We start from the raw sequence: 17,031 nt of genomic DNA on the forward strand, positions 1-17,031 counted from the left end.
AAGCAGGGTGAGGCGGCGGCATGATTCCCATTGAAGACAAACGTCGTGTCAAATCCCGCTTCGCCGATCTGGCGGAAGTGCTGGATCCGGCCGCACAACCGACCGTTGCAGCGGCGCTGGAGGGCGGACAGGGCCACGCCGTGCTGGCCGGGCTTGCCACCGCCTCACCCTTCCTGTGGAGGCTGGCCCTGGCCGATCCCGCCCGCCTGGAGCGCATCCTGGCAGGAGCGCCAGGGGCGGTGCTCGAAGAGGCGATCGTGCGGGCCAAGGCCCAATGCACTGCCGCGGCCGATATCGCCGAGGCCATGCGGGCACTACGCCTGCTCAAGCAGGAAGCGGCCTTGCTGATCGGCATCGCCGATCTCGGCTGCGTCTGGCGGCTTGCCGAGGTTACGGCCGCCCTGACGCGCGTGGCCGACGAAAGTGCGACCCTGGCCTTGCGTTTCCTGCTGCGGGAGGCGGCCGCAGCGGGCCGTTTCCTGCCGATCGACCCTGAAAATCCCGACCGGGATTGCGGCCTGGTGGCATTGGCGATGGGCAAGCAGGGAGCGTTCGAGCTCAATTATTCGTCCGATATCGACCTTATCGTCCTCTACGATCCGGAAACGGCGCCCTTGCGCGAAGGGCTGGAGCCGGCACCTTTCTTCGTGCGGCTGACGCAGGGGCTGGTCAAATTGTTGTCCGAGCGCACGGCCGACGACTATGTCTTCCGGGTCGACCTGCGTCTGCGCCCCGATCCCGGCGCTACCGCGATCGCGATCTCGCTTCCCGCGGCCTATGGCTATTATGAAAGCGTCGGGCAGAACTGGGAACGAGCCGCGATGATCAAGGCGCGGCCTTGCGCCGGCGATATCGCGCTGGGCGAGCGTTTCCTCGCCGGGCTGGTGCCCTTCATCTGGCGCCGTCATCTCGACTATGCCGCCATCGCGGACGTCCATGCCATGAAGCGGCAGATTCATGCCCATAAGGGCCATGAGGCCATCGCCGTCGCCGGACACAATCTCAAGCTCGGGCGCGGCGGCATCCGCGAGATCGAGTTCTTCGTGCAGACCCAGCAATTGATCGCCGGTGGCCGCAATCCCGATCTGCGCGGGCGCGGTACCGTGGCCATGCTCGCCGCCCTGCAGGAGGCCAACTGGATCACGCCGGAGGCGCGCGATGAATTGACCGAAGCCTATGATTTCCTGCGCGGGCTGGAGCATCGCCTACAGATGATGGCGGACGAGCAGACCCATAGCCTGCCGGCGGAGAAGCAGGCTCTCCTGGAGTTTGCGCGCTTTGCCGGTTACGCAGATGTGGAGGCCCTGTCCAGGGCGCTGATCGCCCGACTGGAGACCGTGCAGCAGCATTATGCCCGCCTGTTCGAGGCCTCGGCTCCGCTCGCCAGCGACGTCGGCAGCCTGGTCTTTACCGGCAAGGAGAACGATCCGGAGACCCTGAAGACCTTGGAGCGCCTGGGCTATGCCTCGCCTTCTCAGGTGGCGGAGATGATACGCGGCTGGCATCATGGACGCTACCCCGCCATGCGCTCGGCCAAGGCACGCGAGGATCTCACCGAACTCACGCCTGCTCTATTGCAGGCGCTGGCCAAGGAGGGGCGTCCCGACAAGGCCCTGTTCGTGTTCGACGGGCTGCTCGCCCGCATGCCCTCGGGCTACCAGCTCTTTTCAATCCTGCGCAACAACGCCAAGCTCTTCTCCGTGCTCGCACGCGTGCTCGGTGTAGCGCCACGCCTGGCCGAGGTGCTGGTGCGGCGGCCTCATGCACTTGACGGCCTGCTCGACCATGGCGCCGAGGGCGGCGATGCCCAGGCCTGGATCGATTCGCGCCTCGCCGGCGCACTCGCGACGGGTGAGAGCTATGAGGACAAGCTCGACCTGGTGCGTATCTTCGTGCGCGAGCGCATTTTCGTGCTCGGAGCTCGCCTGTTGTCCGGGGAACTCGATCCCTTGCTGGTCGGCGAGCAGATCACGGCCCTGGCGCAGGCCGTGATCAGGGCCTTGCTCGATCTCGTCATCGCCGAGCTGAGGCAAGCCCATGGCAGTCCGCCCGGTGCCCGCGTCGGGATCCTCGCCATGGGCAAGTTCGGCGGGCGGGAACTGACCTCTTCCTCCGATCTCGATCTGATCGTGATCTACGACCATGATCCGGATGCCATCGAAACGGATGGACCCCGTGCGATCGCGCCGTCCGTCTGGTTCGCTCGGCTGACGCAAAGGTTGATCGCCGCCCTCTCGGCCCCGACAGGGGAGGGTACGGCCTTTTCCGTCGACATGCGGCTGCGCCCCTCCGGACAGAAGGGGCCGGTGGCCATCCATATCGACGGGTTCAGGGAATATCAGCTCAAGGAAGCCTGGACCTGGGAGCATATGGCGATGACGCGGGCACGCATCGTCGCGGGTGACGCCGAATTCGGGCGACTGATCGAGGAGACCATCGCCGGGATCCTCGCCGTCGAACGCGAGCCGCGCAAAATTCTCAAGGACGTCGCTGACATGCGGGCCCTGCTCGAAAGCGAGAAGGGTGGGCGCGGGCCTTGGGATCTCAAGAATTCCCGGGGCGGGCTGATTGATATCGAATTCATCGCCCAGACCCTGCAACTGCTGCACGCGGCCGAGCATCCGGCCATGCTCGATGCCAATACCGGCGGGGCTCTCGACAAGGCCCTGGAAGCCGGCGTGCTGGCCAAGACGGCGCATAGGCGTCTCATCGAGGCCTGGCGGCTCTACACCGCACTCTCCCAGGTGATCCGCTTTTGCGTCGGCGGCAATCTCGATCCCGACAAGACATCCGAAACGGGCAAGATCCTGCTCAGCCGCGTGTCCGCATGCAGTGATTTCGACGAATTGAACGCCGTCATCGGCGTGACGCAGACGCGGGTGCGGGACATTTTCAAGCAGGTCGTCGGCGGGAAGTAGGCCCGCGCGGCGATGCGGCCCATTCGTCCCCGGCACCCCTTCGAGCGGGCTCGATTTTGCCGCTCGGACGTGGAAGAATGGTGCCGATCTTCGCTTCCCGACGGGAGGCTTCATTGGGAGATTTCTGCCAATGAGTGACACCGACCTTCGCCCTCGCAACAAGACCAGAACCAGGACCCAGCGGCCGCGGCTGCACAAGGTCATCCTGGTCAATGACGACTACACGCCCCGGGACTTCGTGGTGGCCGTGCTCAAGGCCGAATTCCGCATGAACGAGTCACAGGCCTACCGCGTTATGCTTACCGCCCATCAAAGAGGCGTCTGCGTGGTGGCCGTGTTCGCGCGCGACATTGCCGAGACGAAGGCGACCCGGGCCACGGATATGGCGCGCAGCCAGGGCTATCCCCTGTTATTCACGACGGAGCCGGAAGAATGAATACGCCCCGCACCACACAGTCCTACGATGCCGAGATCGCGATCATCCGCGAGAACATCCGTCAATTGATGGAGCAGGCGGCGGCATCTTCCGGGGCCGCGAACGAGGACCTCCTGGCCGATCGCATCGCGGCCCAGGAGGCGCGGTTGGCGGCGCTGCAGCAGCAGATGGATGGGGGGCGTGGAGCCGATGAAGGAGGCAAGAGCCGAACCTGATCTCCTCGCCAGGCCGAAGCGGCGGGTTCCATCGCGCGGCGGTGTCAGTGCAGCAGCGCTGCCGATGCCGCCCGTCTCGGTGCGGACCGCATCAGGACTGGCGTGGTCGGTTGAACCGGCGAACGCGTGGCTTCGACCGGCAGCACCACCATGACGACGGTGCCGACGCCCACCGCGGAGCGGATGCGGATCGAGCCGCCATGCAGCTCCGCCAGGGATTTGGCGATGGAAAGGCCGAGGCCCGATCCCTTGTGCGTCTTGGTGAACTGGGTCTGGACCTGCTCGAAGGGGCGGCCGAGCTTGCCGATCGCTTCCGCCGGAATGCCGATGCCCGAATCCTCGACATAGAGGGCGACCTGGTTGCCGTGCCGGCGGATGCGAACGCCGATCCTGCCACCTTCCGGCGTGAACTTGATGGCGTTGGACAGAAGATTGTTCATGATCAGGCGCAGGGCGCGGCGATCGGCCTGCAGGTTCACGCCACTGCTCCAGGAAGGGTGGAGGCTGAGCCTCTTGGCGTCCGTCTCCGGCCGGAGCGAGCGCAGGAGGTCCCCGAGCAGGCGGTCGACCGCCACGAGCTCGCGCTGCAGCGTGACCTCGCCCGCCTCGATCTTCGACATTTCAAGGATGTCGTCCACGAAGTTCAGGAGATAGCGCCCGCTGTCGTTGATGTCCTTGCAATAGCCGACATAGCGAGGCTGGCCGAGCGCACCGAAAGTGCCGTTCTCCATCAATTCGGAGAAGCCGATGATGGCGTTGAGCGGGGTGCGCAGCTCATGGCTCATATTGGCGAGGAATTCCGACTTGGCCCGGTTGGCGGACTCGGCCTTGATCTTTTCCTCGGCATATTTTTCAGCCAGCTCGGCCAATTCCTGGGTCTGGCGCTCGAGCACCTGCCGGGAGCGCTTGAGGTCGGCGATCATGCCGATCAGGCTGCGCTCGCTGTCCATCAGCCGGGTCTGCTGTTCCTTTAGCGAGGTGATGTCGGTACCGACGGAGACATAGCCGCCATCCTTGGTGCGTCGCTCGTTGATGGTGAGCCAGCGACCGTCCTGGAGCTGGGCCTCGAAGGTGCGTGCGCCCCGCTCGATCGGAGCGTTGGGGGACATGTTGGTGCGCACCACCGGTTGGGAGCCGGCCTCGACGATGGCGCTGTAATGGGTGCCGGGACGGACCAGGCCGTCCGGCAGATTGTGCAGGGCCTGGAACTTGGAATTGCAGATGACCAGCCGGTTGCCGGCGTCCCACAGGACGAAGGCTTCCGAGATGGTCTCGACGGCGTCGCGCAGGCGCAGATCCGCCCGCTTTGTGTGCTCGGCGAAGCGCCGCTCCTCGGTTTCGTCGACGACGATGCCGATCAACCGCTTGTTGCCCTGCGGGCCATAGACCAGCTCGCCGCGCACGCGCACGAAAATCCATTCGCCATTGGCGCAACGCATGCGGAAGCGCCGGTCGATCGCGAGTGGCGGGTCTTTGGCCAGCAGCTCGGCGGAAAGGGTGCGCAAGCCGCCATCGTCGATATGAATGAGCCGATCGATGTCGCTATGAACCAGAAGATCATCCTGCGGCTCATAGCCGAGCAGGTGGAACATCGAATCCGACCAGAACACCCGCCCGGCTTCGAGGTCCCAGTCCCACAGGCCGGAGCGCCCGCGGCTGAGCGCGGTTTCCAGCCGGTTGCGGACGTTGTTGTAGATGTCGTCGGCCCGGCGTGCGCGGGAGGCCTGCCAGTAATAGGCAAAGCCGAGGATCAGCAGCACGCCGCCGGTGGTTGTGGTGAAGACGAGCAGGCGGCCGCTCAGCGCATACCAGCCCTCCAGGATGTCGTCGATCGGCTTGGCGGCGACGATGCGCAGGCTTTCGCTGGTGCCGATGGAAGCGAGCATGGCGGTGCCGCCGACCGTGACGGTCAACTGGCCGCTTACGCGGTCGCCGATCGCGCCGATCAGGCCGGCGGCATCGCCATTATCGTTGAGCAGGCGACCCTGCGGCGTGATCACCGCAAGCAGGGTGTGCTCGGGCGCCGTGATCGCGGCCCGGGTCGGCACCCGCCCGCTCTGGGCGACAATCGCGCTCAATTGCGCCGCTGCGGCCGAGACGATGAGGTCGAGGTTGCGCCCGGCATCCTGCATGGCCTGCTGGCGGCTGTCCCGGGCCTGGATGAAGGCGGCGAGGGCGATGACGGCAAGAAAGGCGATGATCAGCACAGGCACGGCCTTGCGCAGGATCGGTTCGAGCCCGATCAGTCGCCGATAGGTTGGGCAGACCAGTGTCTTGGCAAGGCCCCGGATGCCCGGCGCGCGCAAAGACGCATGTGTCGCGTTTGCACGCGCCATTGCTTAGCCCTTCCAGCCTTATCTGAGAATTTGCGATAGGGCAGGTGGTCATCACCGCCCCCGAATCGATAAGGCTATAAGAATCAACCTTCACGTGATTTGTCTAGAGTCGCCGTGAACACTTTTTTAATTATTTGTGTCCGTTTGCGGCCGAAAAGCGAAGAATTCGCGCCCGATTCAAGACAAAATCTTGATACTTCGGCTACATCTATGGGGCTGAAAACTCGCCACCACAAGATGTGGTGGGATGCGGCTGCTTTCCGTCAGATGCAGCCTATGAATGCTTCCCTAGAGGCACCAGTACTCTCGATTGCAACGGACAGCCGTAGCCGAGCTGACCGCATAGTTTCAATGATTGCTTCATGCAAGCGATCTTTGCGCGATGTCAGCAACGTCGCGGGATAATCCCGGGCGCCTTGCGATGTCGCGCAATGTTGCCGCCGCCAAGGTACGCCTGCCCTGTTCGAGGGAACGCCAGGTCTTGAACGCGACCAGGAGCCGGGCTGCCAATTGCGGGTTCTTCGGGTCGATGGCCAGGATGATGTCGGCAACGAAGCGATAGCCTTCTCCGTCGGGACGATTGAACTGCGTCTGGTTGGCGGAACAGAACGTGCCGATCAAGGCCCTGACCCGGTTGGGGTTTTGCAGGGAGAAAGCGGGATCGCGCATGAGTTCCTTGACGCGGTCCAGCGTGGCTTCGAGCGGCAGCATCGCCTGCACGCCCATCCATTTGTCGATGACCAAGGGATCGCTGTCGTAGCGCTCGCGGAAATTGTGCAGGGCGCGTTCGCCGGCCGGCGTGGCGGACAAGGCCAGCGTAGCCAGCGCCGCCATTTCGTCGGTCATGTTGTCGGCCTTGTCGAACTGCGCCACGGCGGCGGCGAGCGCCTGGGAGGTGCCGCCAGCACAGACCAAATCGAGTGCGCCGTTGCGCAGGGAACGTCGCCCTGCATCGGCGGCCTGGGGTGAGTAAGGGCCCGCTACTGTCATGTTCTCTATGGTGCGCAGCAATTCGGCCTGCAGTTCCCGGGCCAGGGTCTGCCGCAGGATCAAACGGGCCTGATAGACCGCCTGGGGATCCACGTCATTGCCGATCTCGCGGGCGATGTCGGTCTCGCTGGGCAGAGCGAGGGAGAGCGCGGTGAAGGCGGGATCGGTGGTCCCCCCGGCAAGGAGGCCACGGACAGCCGCGATGAAGCGCGGATCGACCGGTGTCGCCGGGTCCTTCACCAGCCGCAGCAGCAGTTTGAGCGCGTAGCTCTGGGAGGCCTGCCAGCGATTGAAGGGGTCGCTGTCGGCCTTGAGCAGGGTCAGCAGGGCTTCCTCGTCGAGTGCGACCGTGAGCTTGACCGGTGCCGAGAAGCCGCGCAGCAGCGAGAGGACGGGAGCCTGGCGCACATTGCCGAACACGTAATTGCGCTCGGATTCGGCCAGAGCCACCAGACCGTCGAAAGGCTTGCCGTCGAGCGTGACGGGAAGATCGCCTTCCGCACCGACCAGGCCGAGGCGGATCGGGAACAGCATTGGCTGCTTGTTGGGCTGGCCCGGCGTCGGCGGCAGGATCTGCTTCAGGCTGAGGTGGTAGGTGCCGGCCTCCTCGTTCCACCGCCCCTCGGCGCGGATCTCCGGCGTGCCCGACTGCTTGTACCAGAGCATGAACTGGCCGAGGTCGCGCCGGCTTGCCTCGGCGAAGCAGGTCAGGAAATCCTCGATGGTGACCGCTTCCCCGTCATGGCGCTGGAAATAGAGTTCCATACCCGCGGCGAAGGCCTCGTCGCCGATCAGGGTTTTGAGCATGCGCACGACCTCGGCGCCCTTCTCATAGACCGTGGCGGTGTAGAAGTTATTGATCTCGTTGTAGATTTCAGGTCGGACGGGATGGGCGAGCGGTCCGCCGTCCTCGGAGAATTGCTGGCTGCGCAGGAGCTTGACGTCATTGATGCGCTTGACGGGGCGCGAGCGCTGGTCGGACGAGAATTCCTGGTCGCGGAAGACCGTCAGGCCCTCCTTCAGGCAGAGCTGGAACCAGTCGCGGCAGGTGATGCGGTTGCCGGTCCAGTTGTGGAAATATTCATGCGCGATGATCGCCTCGACGGCGGCGAAGTCGCTGTCCGTGGCCGTCTGGGGCAGGGCCAGCACATATTTGTCGTTGAAGATGTTGAGGCCCTTGTTCTCCATGGCGCCCATGTTGAAATCGGACACGGCGACGATCATGAAGATGTCGAGATCATATTCGCGGCCAAAGGCTTCCTCGTCCCAGCGCATCGAGCGCTTGAGGGCGTCCATCGCATAGGCGCAGCGATCTTCCTTGCCGTGCTCGACATAGATCTCCAGACGCACCTGCCGCCCCGAGCGAGTGGTGAAGCTGTCGGCCACCATGGCGAGATCGCCCGCAACCATGGCGAAGAGGTAGGAGGGCTTGGGGAAGGGATCCTGCCAGACGGCATAGTGGCGGCCGTCGGCCAGGGATCCGTGCTCGATCCGGTTGCCGTTGGCGAGCAGCACCGGCGCCTCCTGGAACGAAGCCTCGATCCTCGTGGTGTAGACCGACAATACGTCCGGCCTGTCGAGGAAATACGTGATGCGCCGGAAGCCTTCGGCCTCGCATTGAGTGCAATAGGCCGAGTTGGAGCGGTAGAGCCCCATCAGTTGCGTGTTGGCCGACGGATCAAGCCGTGTCTCGATCGCCAGCGTGAAGGGCTCGGCGGGCGGCTGGTGCAGGCTGAAACCATTGGGCGAGACCGAATAGGCTTCCGATGGCAGCGATACGCCGTCGAGCCAGGCCTCGACGAAGACGAGGCTGTCGCCGTGGAGCTTCAGGGCCTCCTGGTCCGCACTGTGGGGATTGCGCCGTAGAGTGAGGGTGGAAACGATGCGGGTCTGCGTCCGTTCGAGCCGGATGTCGAGATGCACCGTGTCGATCAGGAAGGCGGGGACCCGGTAGTCGGCGAGGCGAACGGGTTCCAGGGCAGCTTCGGTCATAGGGGCTTCATTCCGGCAGGGACAATCTGAAACGTCTGGTGCCTGCCATCATGGCGGATGTCCGGCCCGCGCCGCAACCCGGGCATTTTCCAATGGCGCGATATGATCCCTCGCGTTGCCGGCTCAATGCCGTACCGGCATATTCTCTCGTTCGCAGGATCGATCGACTTTTCTCGAAATTGCCCTAACCGACCAGTGCCAGGATGGCCTTTGCCAGGTCCGGAGCGCGATGACGCAATGGACCCTGGAGCCGGCCATAGAGGGTGAAGATCGCAGGTTGGGCAACGATGCCCAGCGCCATCGCGGTCAGGAGGTCGGCGTCGTGGTCGCGGATCTCCCGCCTTTGCATGGCCCCTGCAAAAATCGAGCGCACAGCCTCCACCACGTTCTTGCCGGCGTCGTCGGGAACCTCGGCCAGGTGGGCGTGCTGGGAGAGCAGCAGGAAGGTGAACAGGGCCCGGTCTTCGTCGAAGAGATCGCAGAAGACTTCGACGATCCGGGTGATCTTGGTATCGAATTCGGCATGGGCCTGGTCCGCCGCCAGGATGTCACCGGCAAGCCTGGCATAGCCGTCGAGGAAGAGGGAGCGCGACAGGGCATCCTTGGACGGGAAGTGGCGGTAGAGGGCAGCCTCCGCCACGCCGACCGCACCGGCGATGTCGCGGATCGATGTCCCTGCCACGCCTTTCCGGGCGAACAGGCGCAAGGCCTCCGTCACGATCTTGGCACGGGTCTTGGATCCGTCACGCATGATTCCCGCCCGTTTCGTCGTGGGCAGCCTGGGCCGGAGGCGGTGCTTCCGCCTCGCCTGCCTTTTCGGCGGGCGGCCGGGGCTCGCCGGCAGGGCGCCCCGGTGCGGCGAGCGGGGCAGGCGGCGGGCGATGGGCTTCCGGTTCGGCGCCATTGCCCTGCGCAGGCGCAGAGGGCTTGGACGGATCGGGCAAGCCCGGCAGCGGGGCTGGTGGGCTGGCCTTGGCGTCGGCAGCGCCGGCATTGGCCTGACGCTCCTTCAGCATCTTGTTGAGGCCGACATAGTCGGTCTTGCCGGTGCCCATCACCGGCATGGCGTCGATGATCATGATCTCGGAAGGGATCATCAGCTCGGCAGCATGCTTGTAGCGCAGATGCGCGATCACGTCGGCGCGGTTGGCCTGCTTGTGCGGCGTGATCAGCACCAGGCGCTCGCCCTTGCGCGGGTCGGGGGTGGCAAGCACGGCGACCGGGCTTTCCGGCCAGAGGTCGGCAAGCATGGACTCGACCGCGGCGAGCGACACCATCTCGCCGCCGATCTTGGCGAAGCGCTTGGCCCGGCCCTTGATGGCGATGAAGCCCTGCGGATCGATGGTGACGATGTCGCCGGTATCATACCAGCCTTCCTCGGGCGCGGTGATCTCGCCGGGATGATCGGCCTTGAGATAACCCAGCATCACATTGGGGCCGCGCACGTGCAGGCGCCCGCCTTCCTCGATGCCGGGAATGTCCTCCAGCCGCGTCTCCATATCCGGCAGCGCCCGGCCGACGGTGCCGTTCTTGTTGAACATCGGCGTGTTCAGCGCCAGCACCGGCGAGGTCTCGGTGACGCCGTAACCTTCCAGGATGCGCAGGCCGAACTTCTCGTTATAGGCCCGCCGCGTCTCCACCTTCACCGGCTCGGCCCCGGCCACGACATAGCGCAGCGAGCGGAAGTCGTAGGGATTGGCCATCTTGGCATAGCCGGCAAGGAAGGTGTCGGTACCGAACAAAGCGGTGGCATTGGTGCCGTAGATCAGTTCGGGAATGATGCGGTAGTGCAGCGGCGTCGGGTAGAGGTAGAGCCTGACGCCGTTGACCAGCGGCAGGATCATGCCGCCGGTCAGGCCGAAGGAATGGAACACCGGCAGCACGTTGAAGACGATGTCGCCGGGGCCGAAATCGATGCGGGCACCGACCTGCGAGATATTGGCGAGGATGTTGCGGTGCGACAGCACCACGCCCTTCGGTGCCCCTTCCGAGCCCGAGGTGAACAGGACTGCCGCCGGGGAGTCCGGCGCAGGCTTGGCATGGGCGCGCCCGGCTCCGAGCAGGCCCCTCAGCTTGTCGGCGGTACCGACCTCGGCGCGCACATCCTCCAGCCAGACGAAGCGGACATGGGCCTCCATCGCCGCCACGACATCGCCGAGCCGGCCTTTTTCGACGAAGGCACGGGATGACAGTACCGTCTTCACCTGCGCGGTCTCGCAGGCCGAGATCAGGTTGGCCTGGCCGGCCGAGAAGTTCAGCATGGCCGGGATGCGGCCTGTCGACTGCAGGGCGAAGAAGGTGACGGCGACGGCATTGGCGTTGGGCAGGAGCACGCCGACATGCTCGCCCGGAGCCGTGAAGTCCGTGAATTTGCGCCCGAGTACGCTGATGCCGATCAAGAGGCGCTTATAGGTGAGGGTGCCGCTGACCGGATCCTCCAGCACCACGCGCTTGCGGCCATATTTGTCGGCGGCCGCGACCAGGGCACGGAAGAGATCGGTGTCGACGGAACTCGTCTTGTAAATGAGATCGGACATCACGTCGTAGAGGGCGGCGCCGGCGGCCTGGCGGCGCTTCTTGCCGCGCAGATCCTCGTCGATGGTGAGGCGCGTCGGTTCGGTGAAGGTCACGGTCACCTTTGGGAACCAGCGGCGTGAAACCTTGTTGGCGTCGAGCCTGGTGAAGGGCGTCCGCTCCAGGCCGTCGATGCGCATCGGCACGATGTCCGCATGCGACTTGTCGGCGATCAGGCCGGCGCCGTCATAGACCTTCATCAGCGCGCCAGTGACGGTGAGGCGCCCCTCGGGGAAGATCACCAGGGTCTCGCCGGCCTTCACCGCATTGATCAGCCCGCGCGTCGCCATCGGCTTGGTGGGGTCGAGCGGATAGGCGCGGCAGATCTTGAGGAAGGGCTTGACCCACCATGCCTTGGCGATGGTGTGGTCGATGGCGAACACCGGATCCTTGTCGAGCAGGGCCAGGACCAGGCCGGCATCGAGGAAGCTGACATGGTTGATCGCGATGATGCGATGGGGCGTGGGCGTCTCCAGGTTCTCGATGCCCTTGACCTCGAGGCGGTAGAGCAGCCGGTAGAGCAGCAGGATGAAGTCACGGAACCGGCTCATCGGCAGCACATAGAGCAGCACAACGCCGGCGATGATGTCGAGGATGGCGATGCCGAGCAGGGCGATCGGGGTGGTGAGGCCCAATTGGCCCTGCAGCAGGGAGAGGCCGCCAGCGCCGACCGTCATGAACAGGGCCGTGATGACATTGCCGCCGGCGATGACGCGGGCGCGTTCGTCCTTGGGGGCCCAATGCTGGACCGCCGCATAGATCGGCACGATGAACAGGCCCGCAGCCAACGCCACCAGCACGAGCGCGATGGTCATGTGTAGGCCGGTGCCGGTGGCGAGATAATCAAGGAAGTAGAGCGGCGTTTCCGAGCGCTCGGTACCGAAGGCGATCCAGGCCACGTCGAGGCAGAACAGCCCCATCAGGATACAGCCGATCGGCGAGAGCAGCACGATGATCCGTCCCGTGGCCAGGCGTGCGGCCAGGATCGAACCGATGGCGATGCCGATCGAGAAGGCGGTGGTGAACCAGGTATTGAGCGTGCCGTCGCCGCCGATCACGCTGTGGGCGAGGGAGGGGGTCAGCGAGAGGATGACGATGCCGCTCATCCAGAACCAGGCCACCGCCAGCGAGCCGATCAGGAGCTTGCGGTCGGAGGCTACCAGTTGCACGAGCTGGTAGCTCGAGCGGATGATGTTCCAGTCGATCTTGAGATCCGGTGCTGCTTCACCCGTGGGTGGAATGAGGCGGGCAAACCACCAGCAGGCCACGGCGACCGCCACCATGATGGCGGCCACGATCCAACTGGGCAGATGGGGGGCGACGAAGCCGGCCCCGATGATGCCGATCAGGATCGACAGGAAGGTGCCCGCCTCGATGAGACCGTTACCGGCGGGCAGTTCTTCAGGCGCCAGATGATCCGGCAGGATGCCGTATTTCACTGGCGTGAACAGCGTGCCCATGATGCCGAGCGTGAGCATGCTGACCAAGAGGATCGGCATGGAATGCAGGGCAAAGCCGACCGCGGCGACGACGACGATGGCGATTTCAGCCAGTTTGATCTGCCGGGCGACCCGGGCCTTGTCGTAGCGGTCGGCCAATTGCCCCGCCAGGCCCGACAGCAGCAGGCCGGGCAGCACGATCAAGGCACCGGCGATCGAGACCATGCTGTCGCCGCCTTCCATCGCAGCGGTTTCGGCAATGCCGTAGACCGCCAGGATGGTCAGGGCCTGCTTGATGAAATTGTCGTTGAAGGCGCTGAAGAACTGGCTCCAGAACAGGGGCCAGAAGCGGCGGGCGGACATCAGCGATGCGAGCATCGGTGTGGTTCCTGGATGGGCGCGTACCGGGCGCGGGAGAATCGCATTTTAAGTTAGCGTTCGTTCGCTAACTTAAAATGTATGGTAAACGGCGTCAAGGAGGGGAGGGCTGGCTCATGTCCGGCCTGTGCGCCGCCGCACAGTGGCGTGAACCACCGGTCTCGAGCCGTCATCCTAGCCTTCGCGCCTGACGACTTCCAGGAAGACTTCGCCATAGCGCTCCAGCTTGGCCTGCCCGACGCCGGGCAGTGCCAGAAATTCGGACAGGCTGGCGGGGCGTTCGCTCGCCATGGCGCGTAGTGTGGTGTCGGCGAAGATCATGTAGGGCGGTACGCTCTGTTCGCGCGCGAGCCGGCTGCGTTCGGCGCGCAAAGCGGTGAACAGGGCGCCGTCGCGTTCCGACATCTCGATCTCGCCGTGCCGGGCGCGTTTGGCCTCGGTACTCTTGCGCGGCCGGTCGCGGCGGAAGATGATCTGCCGTTCGCCCTTGAACACGGCCCGCGTTTCCTCGGCCAGGATCAGGGCGCCATGGGCTTCATGGTCGACATTGACCAGGCCGGCCGCCGTGAGTTGGCGCAGCACCGATTGCCAGGTGCGGGCCTCGATATCCTTGCCGGCCCCGAAGACGGGCTGGTTGTCGTGGCCGAAACGCTGGACCTTCTCGGTGACCTTGCCGGTGAGCACGTCGATGATATGGGCGGCGCCGAACATCTGACCGGTGCGGTAGATCGCGGCCATCGCCTTGACCGCGGCATCGGTGCCGTCCCAGCTCTCGACCGGCGAAAGGCAAGTATCGCAATTGCCGCAGCGGCCGGGATGGATCTCGCCGAAATGGGCGAGGATGGCCTTGCGCCGGCACTCCGCGGTTTCGCAGATGCCGAGCAGGGCGTTGAGCTTGCCGAGTTCGACCCGCTTTACCGTCTCAGGCGCATTGCCCTCCTGGATCATGCGGCGGCGCTGCACCACATCGGCCATGCCGTAGCTCATCCAGGCATCCGAGGGCAGGCCGTCGCGCCCGGCTCGGCCCGTCTCCTGGTAATAGGCTTCCACCGAAGCGGGAATGTCGAGATGGGCTACATAGCGTACGTCCGGCTTGTCGATGCCCATGCCGAAGGCGACGGTGGCAACCAGGCAGAGGCCCTCTTCCTCCAGGAAGGCGTCCTGATTGGCGCTGCGTGTCGCCGCTTCCAGGCCGGCATGATAGGGCAAGGCGCGGATGCCCTGTTCGTTCAGCCACTGCGCCGTCTCCTCCACTTTGGCACGCGACAGGCAATAGACGATGCCGCTATTGCCCTTGTGCCCGGCCAGGAAGGCGAGCAATTGCCGGCGGGCATTGTCGCGCTCGACGATGGCGTAGCTGATATTGGGCCGGTCGAAGCTGGTGGCGAAGACTTCGGCCGCGTTGAGGCCGAGCCGCTCGATGATGTCGGCGCGGGTGACCGGATCGGCCGTAGCGGTGAGCGCGATGCGCGGGACGCCCGGGAAGGAAGCGGCGAGGCTGCCGAGTTCGCGATATTCGGGCCGGAAGTCATGGCCCCACTGGCTGACGCAATGGGCTTCGTCGATGGCGAAGAGCGCGATGTCGGCATCGGCGATCAGGGCCTGGAAGCCTTGCGTTGCCACGCGTTCGGGGGCGACATAAAGCAGGTCGAGCTTGCCGTCCATCAGGGAGCGGCGGACCTTGTAGGCCTCCTCGCGCGACAGGGAGGAATTGAGCGCCGCCGCGCTCACGCCAGCCTGCTTGAGCGCCTCGACCTGGTCGCGCATCAGGGCGATCAGGGGCGAGACGACGATGCCGACGCCGCGCCGGCATAGGGCCGGGATCTGGTAGCACAGCGACTTGCCCGCTCCGGTCGGGAACAGCACCACCGCATCGCCACCCCCGGTGACATGGCGCACCACCGCCTCCTGCTGGCCGCGAAAGGCGGCGTAGCCGAATACGCTATTGAGAACGGCGAGAGGATCTCGGGGAGATGAGAGGGTCATGCCTGCAGGATGCGCCTTCGGTGCCTGATTCCATTCCGGGGAGATGGAGGAGGCTTACCCGACACAGGTCGTGATTCGAAAATCTCTCGCGTTGAATTCCTCCGCCGGCAGGCAATTCCAGTGGAATAATCCCGCTTGCCAGGGCCGCTTCCACTTCTCCGCCAGGATGCCGGCTGCTCCTGCGATGGCATTGGAGGACCTGCTTGCGATCCATAAAGTTATGTTATAACGTTTCATTCAAGTGGAGGCTCAATCGAGCGCCTACGGCATCGACATGCCCGTTTTCGCAATGGATCAAGGAATTCCGACATCATGCAGCCCCTGCCGCAGACCCCCGTCACTGTCCTCACCGGCTATCTCGGGGCAGGCAAGACCACGCTTCTCAACCGGATCCTGACCGAGAGCCATGGCAGGAAATATGCCGTCATCGTCAATGAGTTCGGTGAAGTCGGCATCGACAACGATCTCGTCGTCGATACCGACGAGGAAATCTTCGAGATGAACAATGGCTGCATCTGCTGCACGGTGCGCGGCGATCTGATCCGCATCATCGAGGGCCTGATGCGCCGGCGCGACCGCTTCGATGCCATCCTGATCGAGACGACCGGGCTGGCCGATCCCGCGCCGGTCGCCCAGACCTTCTTCGTCGACGATGACGTGCGCGCCAGGGTCCGGCTCGATTCGATCGTCACCGTGGTCGACGCCCGGCATTTGCTCGGCGAAATCGAGACCGCGCATGAGGCCCAGGAGCAGCTCGCCTTCGCCGATACGATCCTGCTCAACAAGATTGATCTGGTCACGGCGGAGGAACTCGACCGGGTGGTGAAGCGGATCCGTCGCATCAATCCCACAGCCACCCTCCACCAGACCCGCCGTTGCGACATCGCGCTCGACAAGGTGCTCGGCCGCGGCGCCTTTGACCTCGACCGCATCCTCGAAGCCGAGCCCGATTTCCTCGAGGGCTTCCACGAGCACGAGCATGACGATCATGTCGGCAGCTTCGCCCTGGTGTCCCGCGAGCCGCTCGACCCCGGCAGGTTCATGCCCTGGCTCGACATGATCGTGCAGCAATTCGGCACCGACATGCTGCGCATGAAGGGGATTGTCGCCTTTGACGGCGATCCCCAGCGCTTCGTTGTCCAGAGCGTGCACATGCTGCTCGAAGGCGACCATCAGCGCCCCTGGAAGCCCGAGGAGGAGCGCCGGAGCCGCCTGGTCTTCATCGGCCGCAATCTGCCCAGGGACGTGATTGAACAGGGGTTCCTGGCCTGCCGCGTACAGGCGGCGACAGACGCGGGCTGAAGCAGGAAGGCAGCGCCCGGCATCGGCCGATGCATGCTTTGCATATTCGCTTGACCGCGCTGGCGACACCCCGGTAACTGTGGCGTTGACGGTTCCCGTCGGATGCAAGTCCGTCGGGAGTAATAGGGAACACGGTTCGGCTTCCTTAAAAGCCCATGCCGTGGCTGCCCCCGCAACTGTAGGCGGATTGCCGAGCATCCTCCTGGCGCGAAAGGCGCCATGCCACTGTGGGTCTCCCATGGGAAGGCAGATGCAAGGTCGACGTCCGCGAGCCAGGAAACCTGCCGTCATCTCGATCAATCCCATGTCACGGGCGGGGATGCCCGGAACAGGAGACATTGTGACCTATCTTCCCGCACGTCCGGGCTGTCGCCCGCCTGTTCCCTCCGCTTCGCGTCGTCGAACCCTCTGCCACGCCCTGGCCTGAGGCCGTTTACCCGTCTTCGGCCGCGCCGAAGACGGTCA

9 protein-coding genes and 1 riboswitch are annotated in these 17,031 nt (G+C 64.7%); of the genes, 4 read left to right on the forward strand and 5 right to left on the reverse strand.

Going from position 1 to position 17,031, the window contains the following annotated elements; genetic code table 11:
- The first annotated feature begins 20 nt into the window (after positions 1-20).
- The 3 genes from U1R88_RS10125 (at position 21) to U1R88_RS10135 (ending at position 3,569) form a co-directional block, all read left to right on the forward strand.
- Complete coding sequence (locus tag U1R88_RS10125; protein ID WP_322431105.1) at positions 21-2,918, forward strand: bifunctional [glutamine synthetase] adenylyltransferase/[glutamine synthetase]-adenylyl-L-tyrosine phosphorylase; 2,898 nt, start codon at positions 21-23, stop codon at positions 2,916-2,918.
- 130 nt (positions 2,919-3,048) lie between these two features.
- Positions 3,049-3,354 (forward strand): ATP-dependent Clp protease adapter ClpS, encoded by a 306-nt coding sequence (clpS, locus tag U1R88_RS10130; protein WP_322431106.1) that lies wholly within the window; start codon positions 3,049-3,051, stop codon positions 3,352-3,354.
- Positions 3,351-3,569, forward strand: a complete 219-nt coding sequence (locus tag U1R88_RS10135; protein WP_068296814.1) for a hypothetical protein — start codon at positions 3,351-3,353, stop codon at positions 3,567-3,569. Before clpS ends, U1R88_RS10135 begins: the two co-directional genes overlap by 4 nt.
- Before the next feature lie 44 nt (positions 3,570-3,613).
- Here the strand turns inward: U1R88_RS10135 and U1R88_RS10140 are convergent, their stop codons facing one another.
- From U1R88_RS10140 to recQ, 5 genes are all read right to left on the reverse strand, one after another.
- Positions 3,614-5,905, reverse strand: a complete 2,292-nt coding sequence (locus U1R88_RS10140; protein ID WP_322431107.1) for a sensor histidine kinase — start codon at positions 5,903-5,905, stop codon at positions 3,614-3,616.
- 360 nt (positions 5,906-6,265) lie between these two features.
- On the reverse strand, positions 6,266-8,887 hold the full coding sequence (gene pepN, locus U1R88_RS10145; RefSeq protein ID WP_322431108.1) for an aminopeptidase N: 2,622 nt from the start codon (positions 8,885-8,887) through the stop codon (positions 6,266-6,268).
- Between the two features lie 184 nt (positions 8,888-9,071).
- On the reverse strand, positions 9,072-9,638 hold the full coding sequence (locus tag U1R88_RS10150; RefSeq protein WP_322431109.1) for a TetR/AcrR family transcriptional regulator: 567 nt from the start codon (positions 9,636-9,638) through the stop codon (positions 9,072-9,074).
- Positions 9,631-13,278 (reverse strand): acyl-[ACP]--phospholipid O-acyltransferase, encoded by a 3,648-nt coding sequence (locus tag U1R88_RS10155; RefSeq protein ID WP_322431110.1) that lies wholly within the window; start codon positions 13,276-13,278, stop codon positions 9,631-9,633. Before U1R88_RS10155 ends, U1R88_RS10150 begins: the two co-directional genes overlap by 8 nt.
- A gap of 174 nt (positions 13,279-13,452) precedes the next feature.
- On the reverse strand, positions 13,453-15,264 hold the full coding sequence (gene recQ / locus U1R88_RS10160) for a DNA helicase RecQ (RefSeq protein ID WP_322431111.1): 1,812 nt from the start codon (positions 15,262-15,264) through the stop codon (positions 13,453-13,455).
- Positions 15,265-15,576: 312 nt separating this feature from the next.
- Here recQ and U1R88_RS10165 point away from each other — a divergent pair, with 312 nt between their 5' ends.
- Positions 15,577-16,566, forward strand: coding sequence for a CobW family GTP-binding protein (locus U1R88_RS10165; RefSeq protein ID WP_322431112.1), 990 nt, complete (start codon positions 15,577-15,579; stop codon positions 16,564-16,566).
- Positions 16,567-16,638: 72 nt separating this feature from the next.
- A riboswitch (cobalamin riboswitch) is annotated at positions 16,639-16,869 on the forward strand.
- The last annotated feature ends 162 nt before the right edge of the window (positions 16,870-17,031 follow it).

This window comes from Labrys sedimenti (genome assembly GCF_034424805.1).
Classification (GTDB): Bacteria; Pseudomonadota; Alphaproteobacteria; order Rhizobiales; family Labraceae; genus Labrys; species Labrys sedimenti.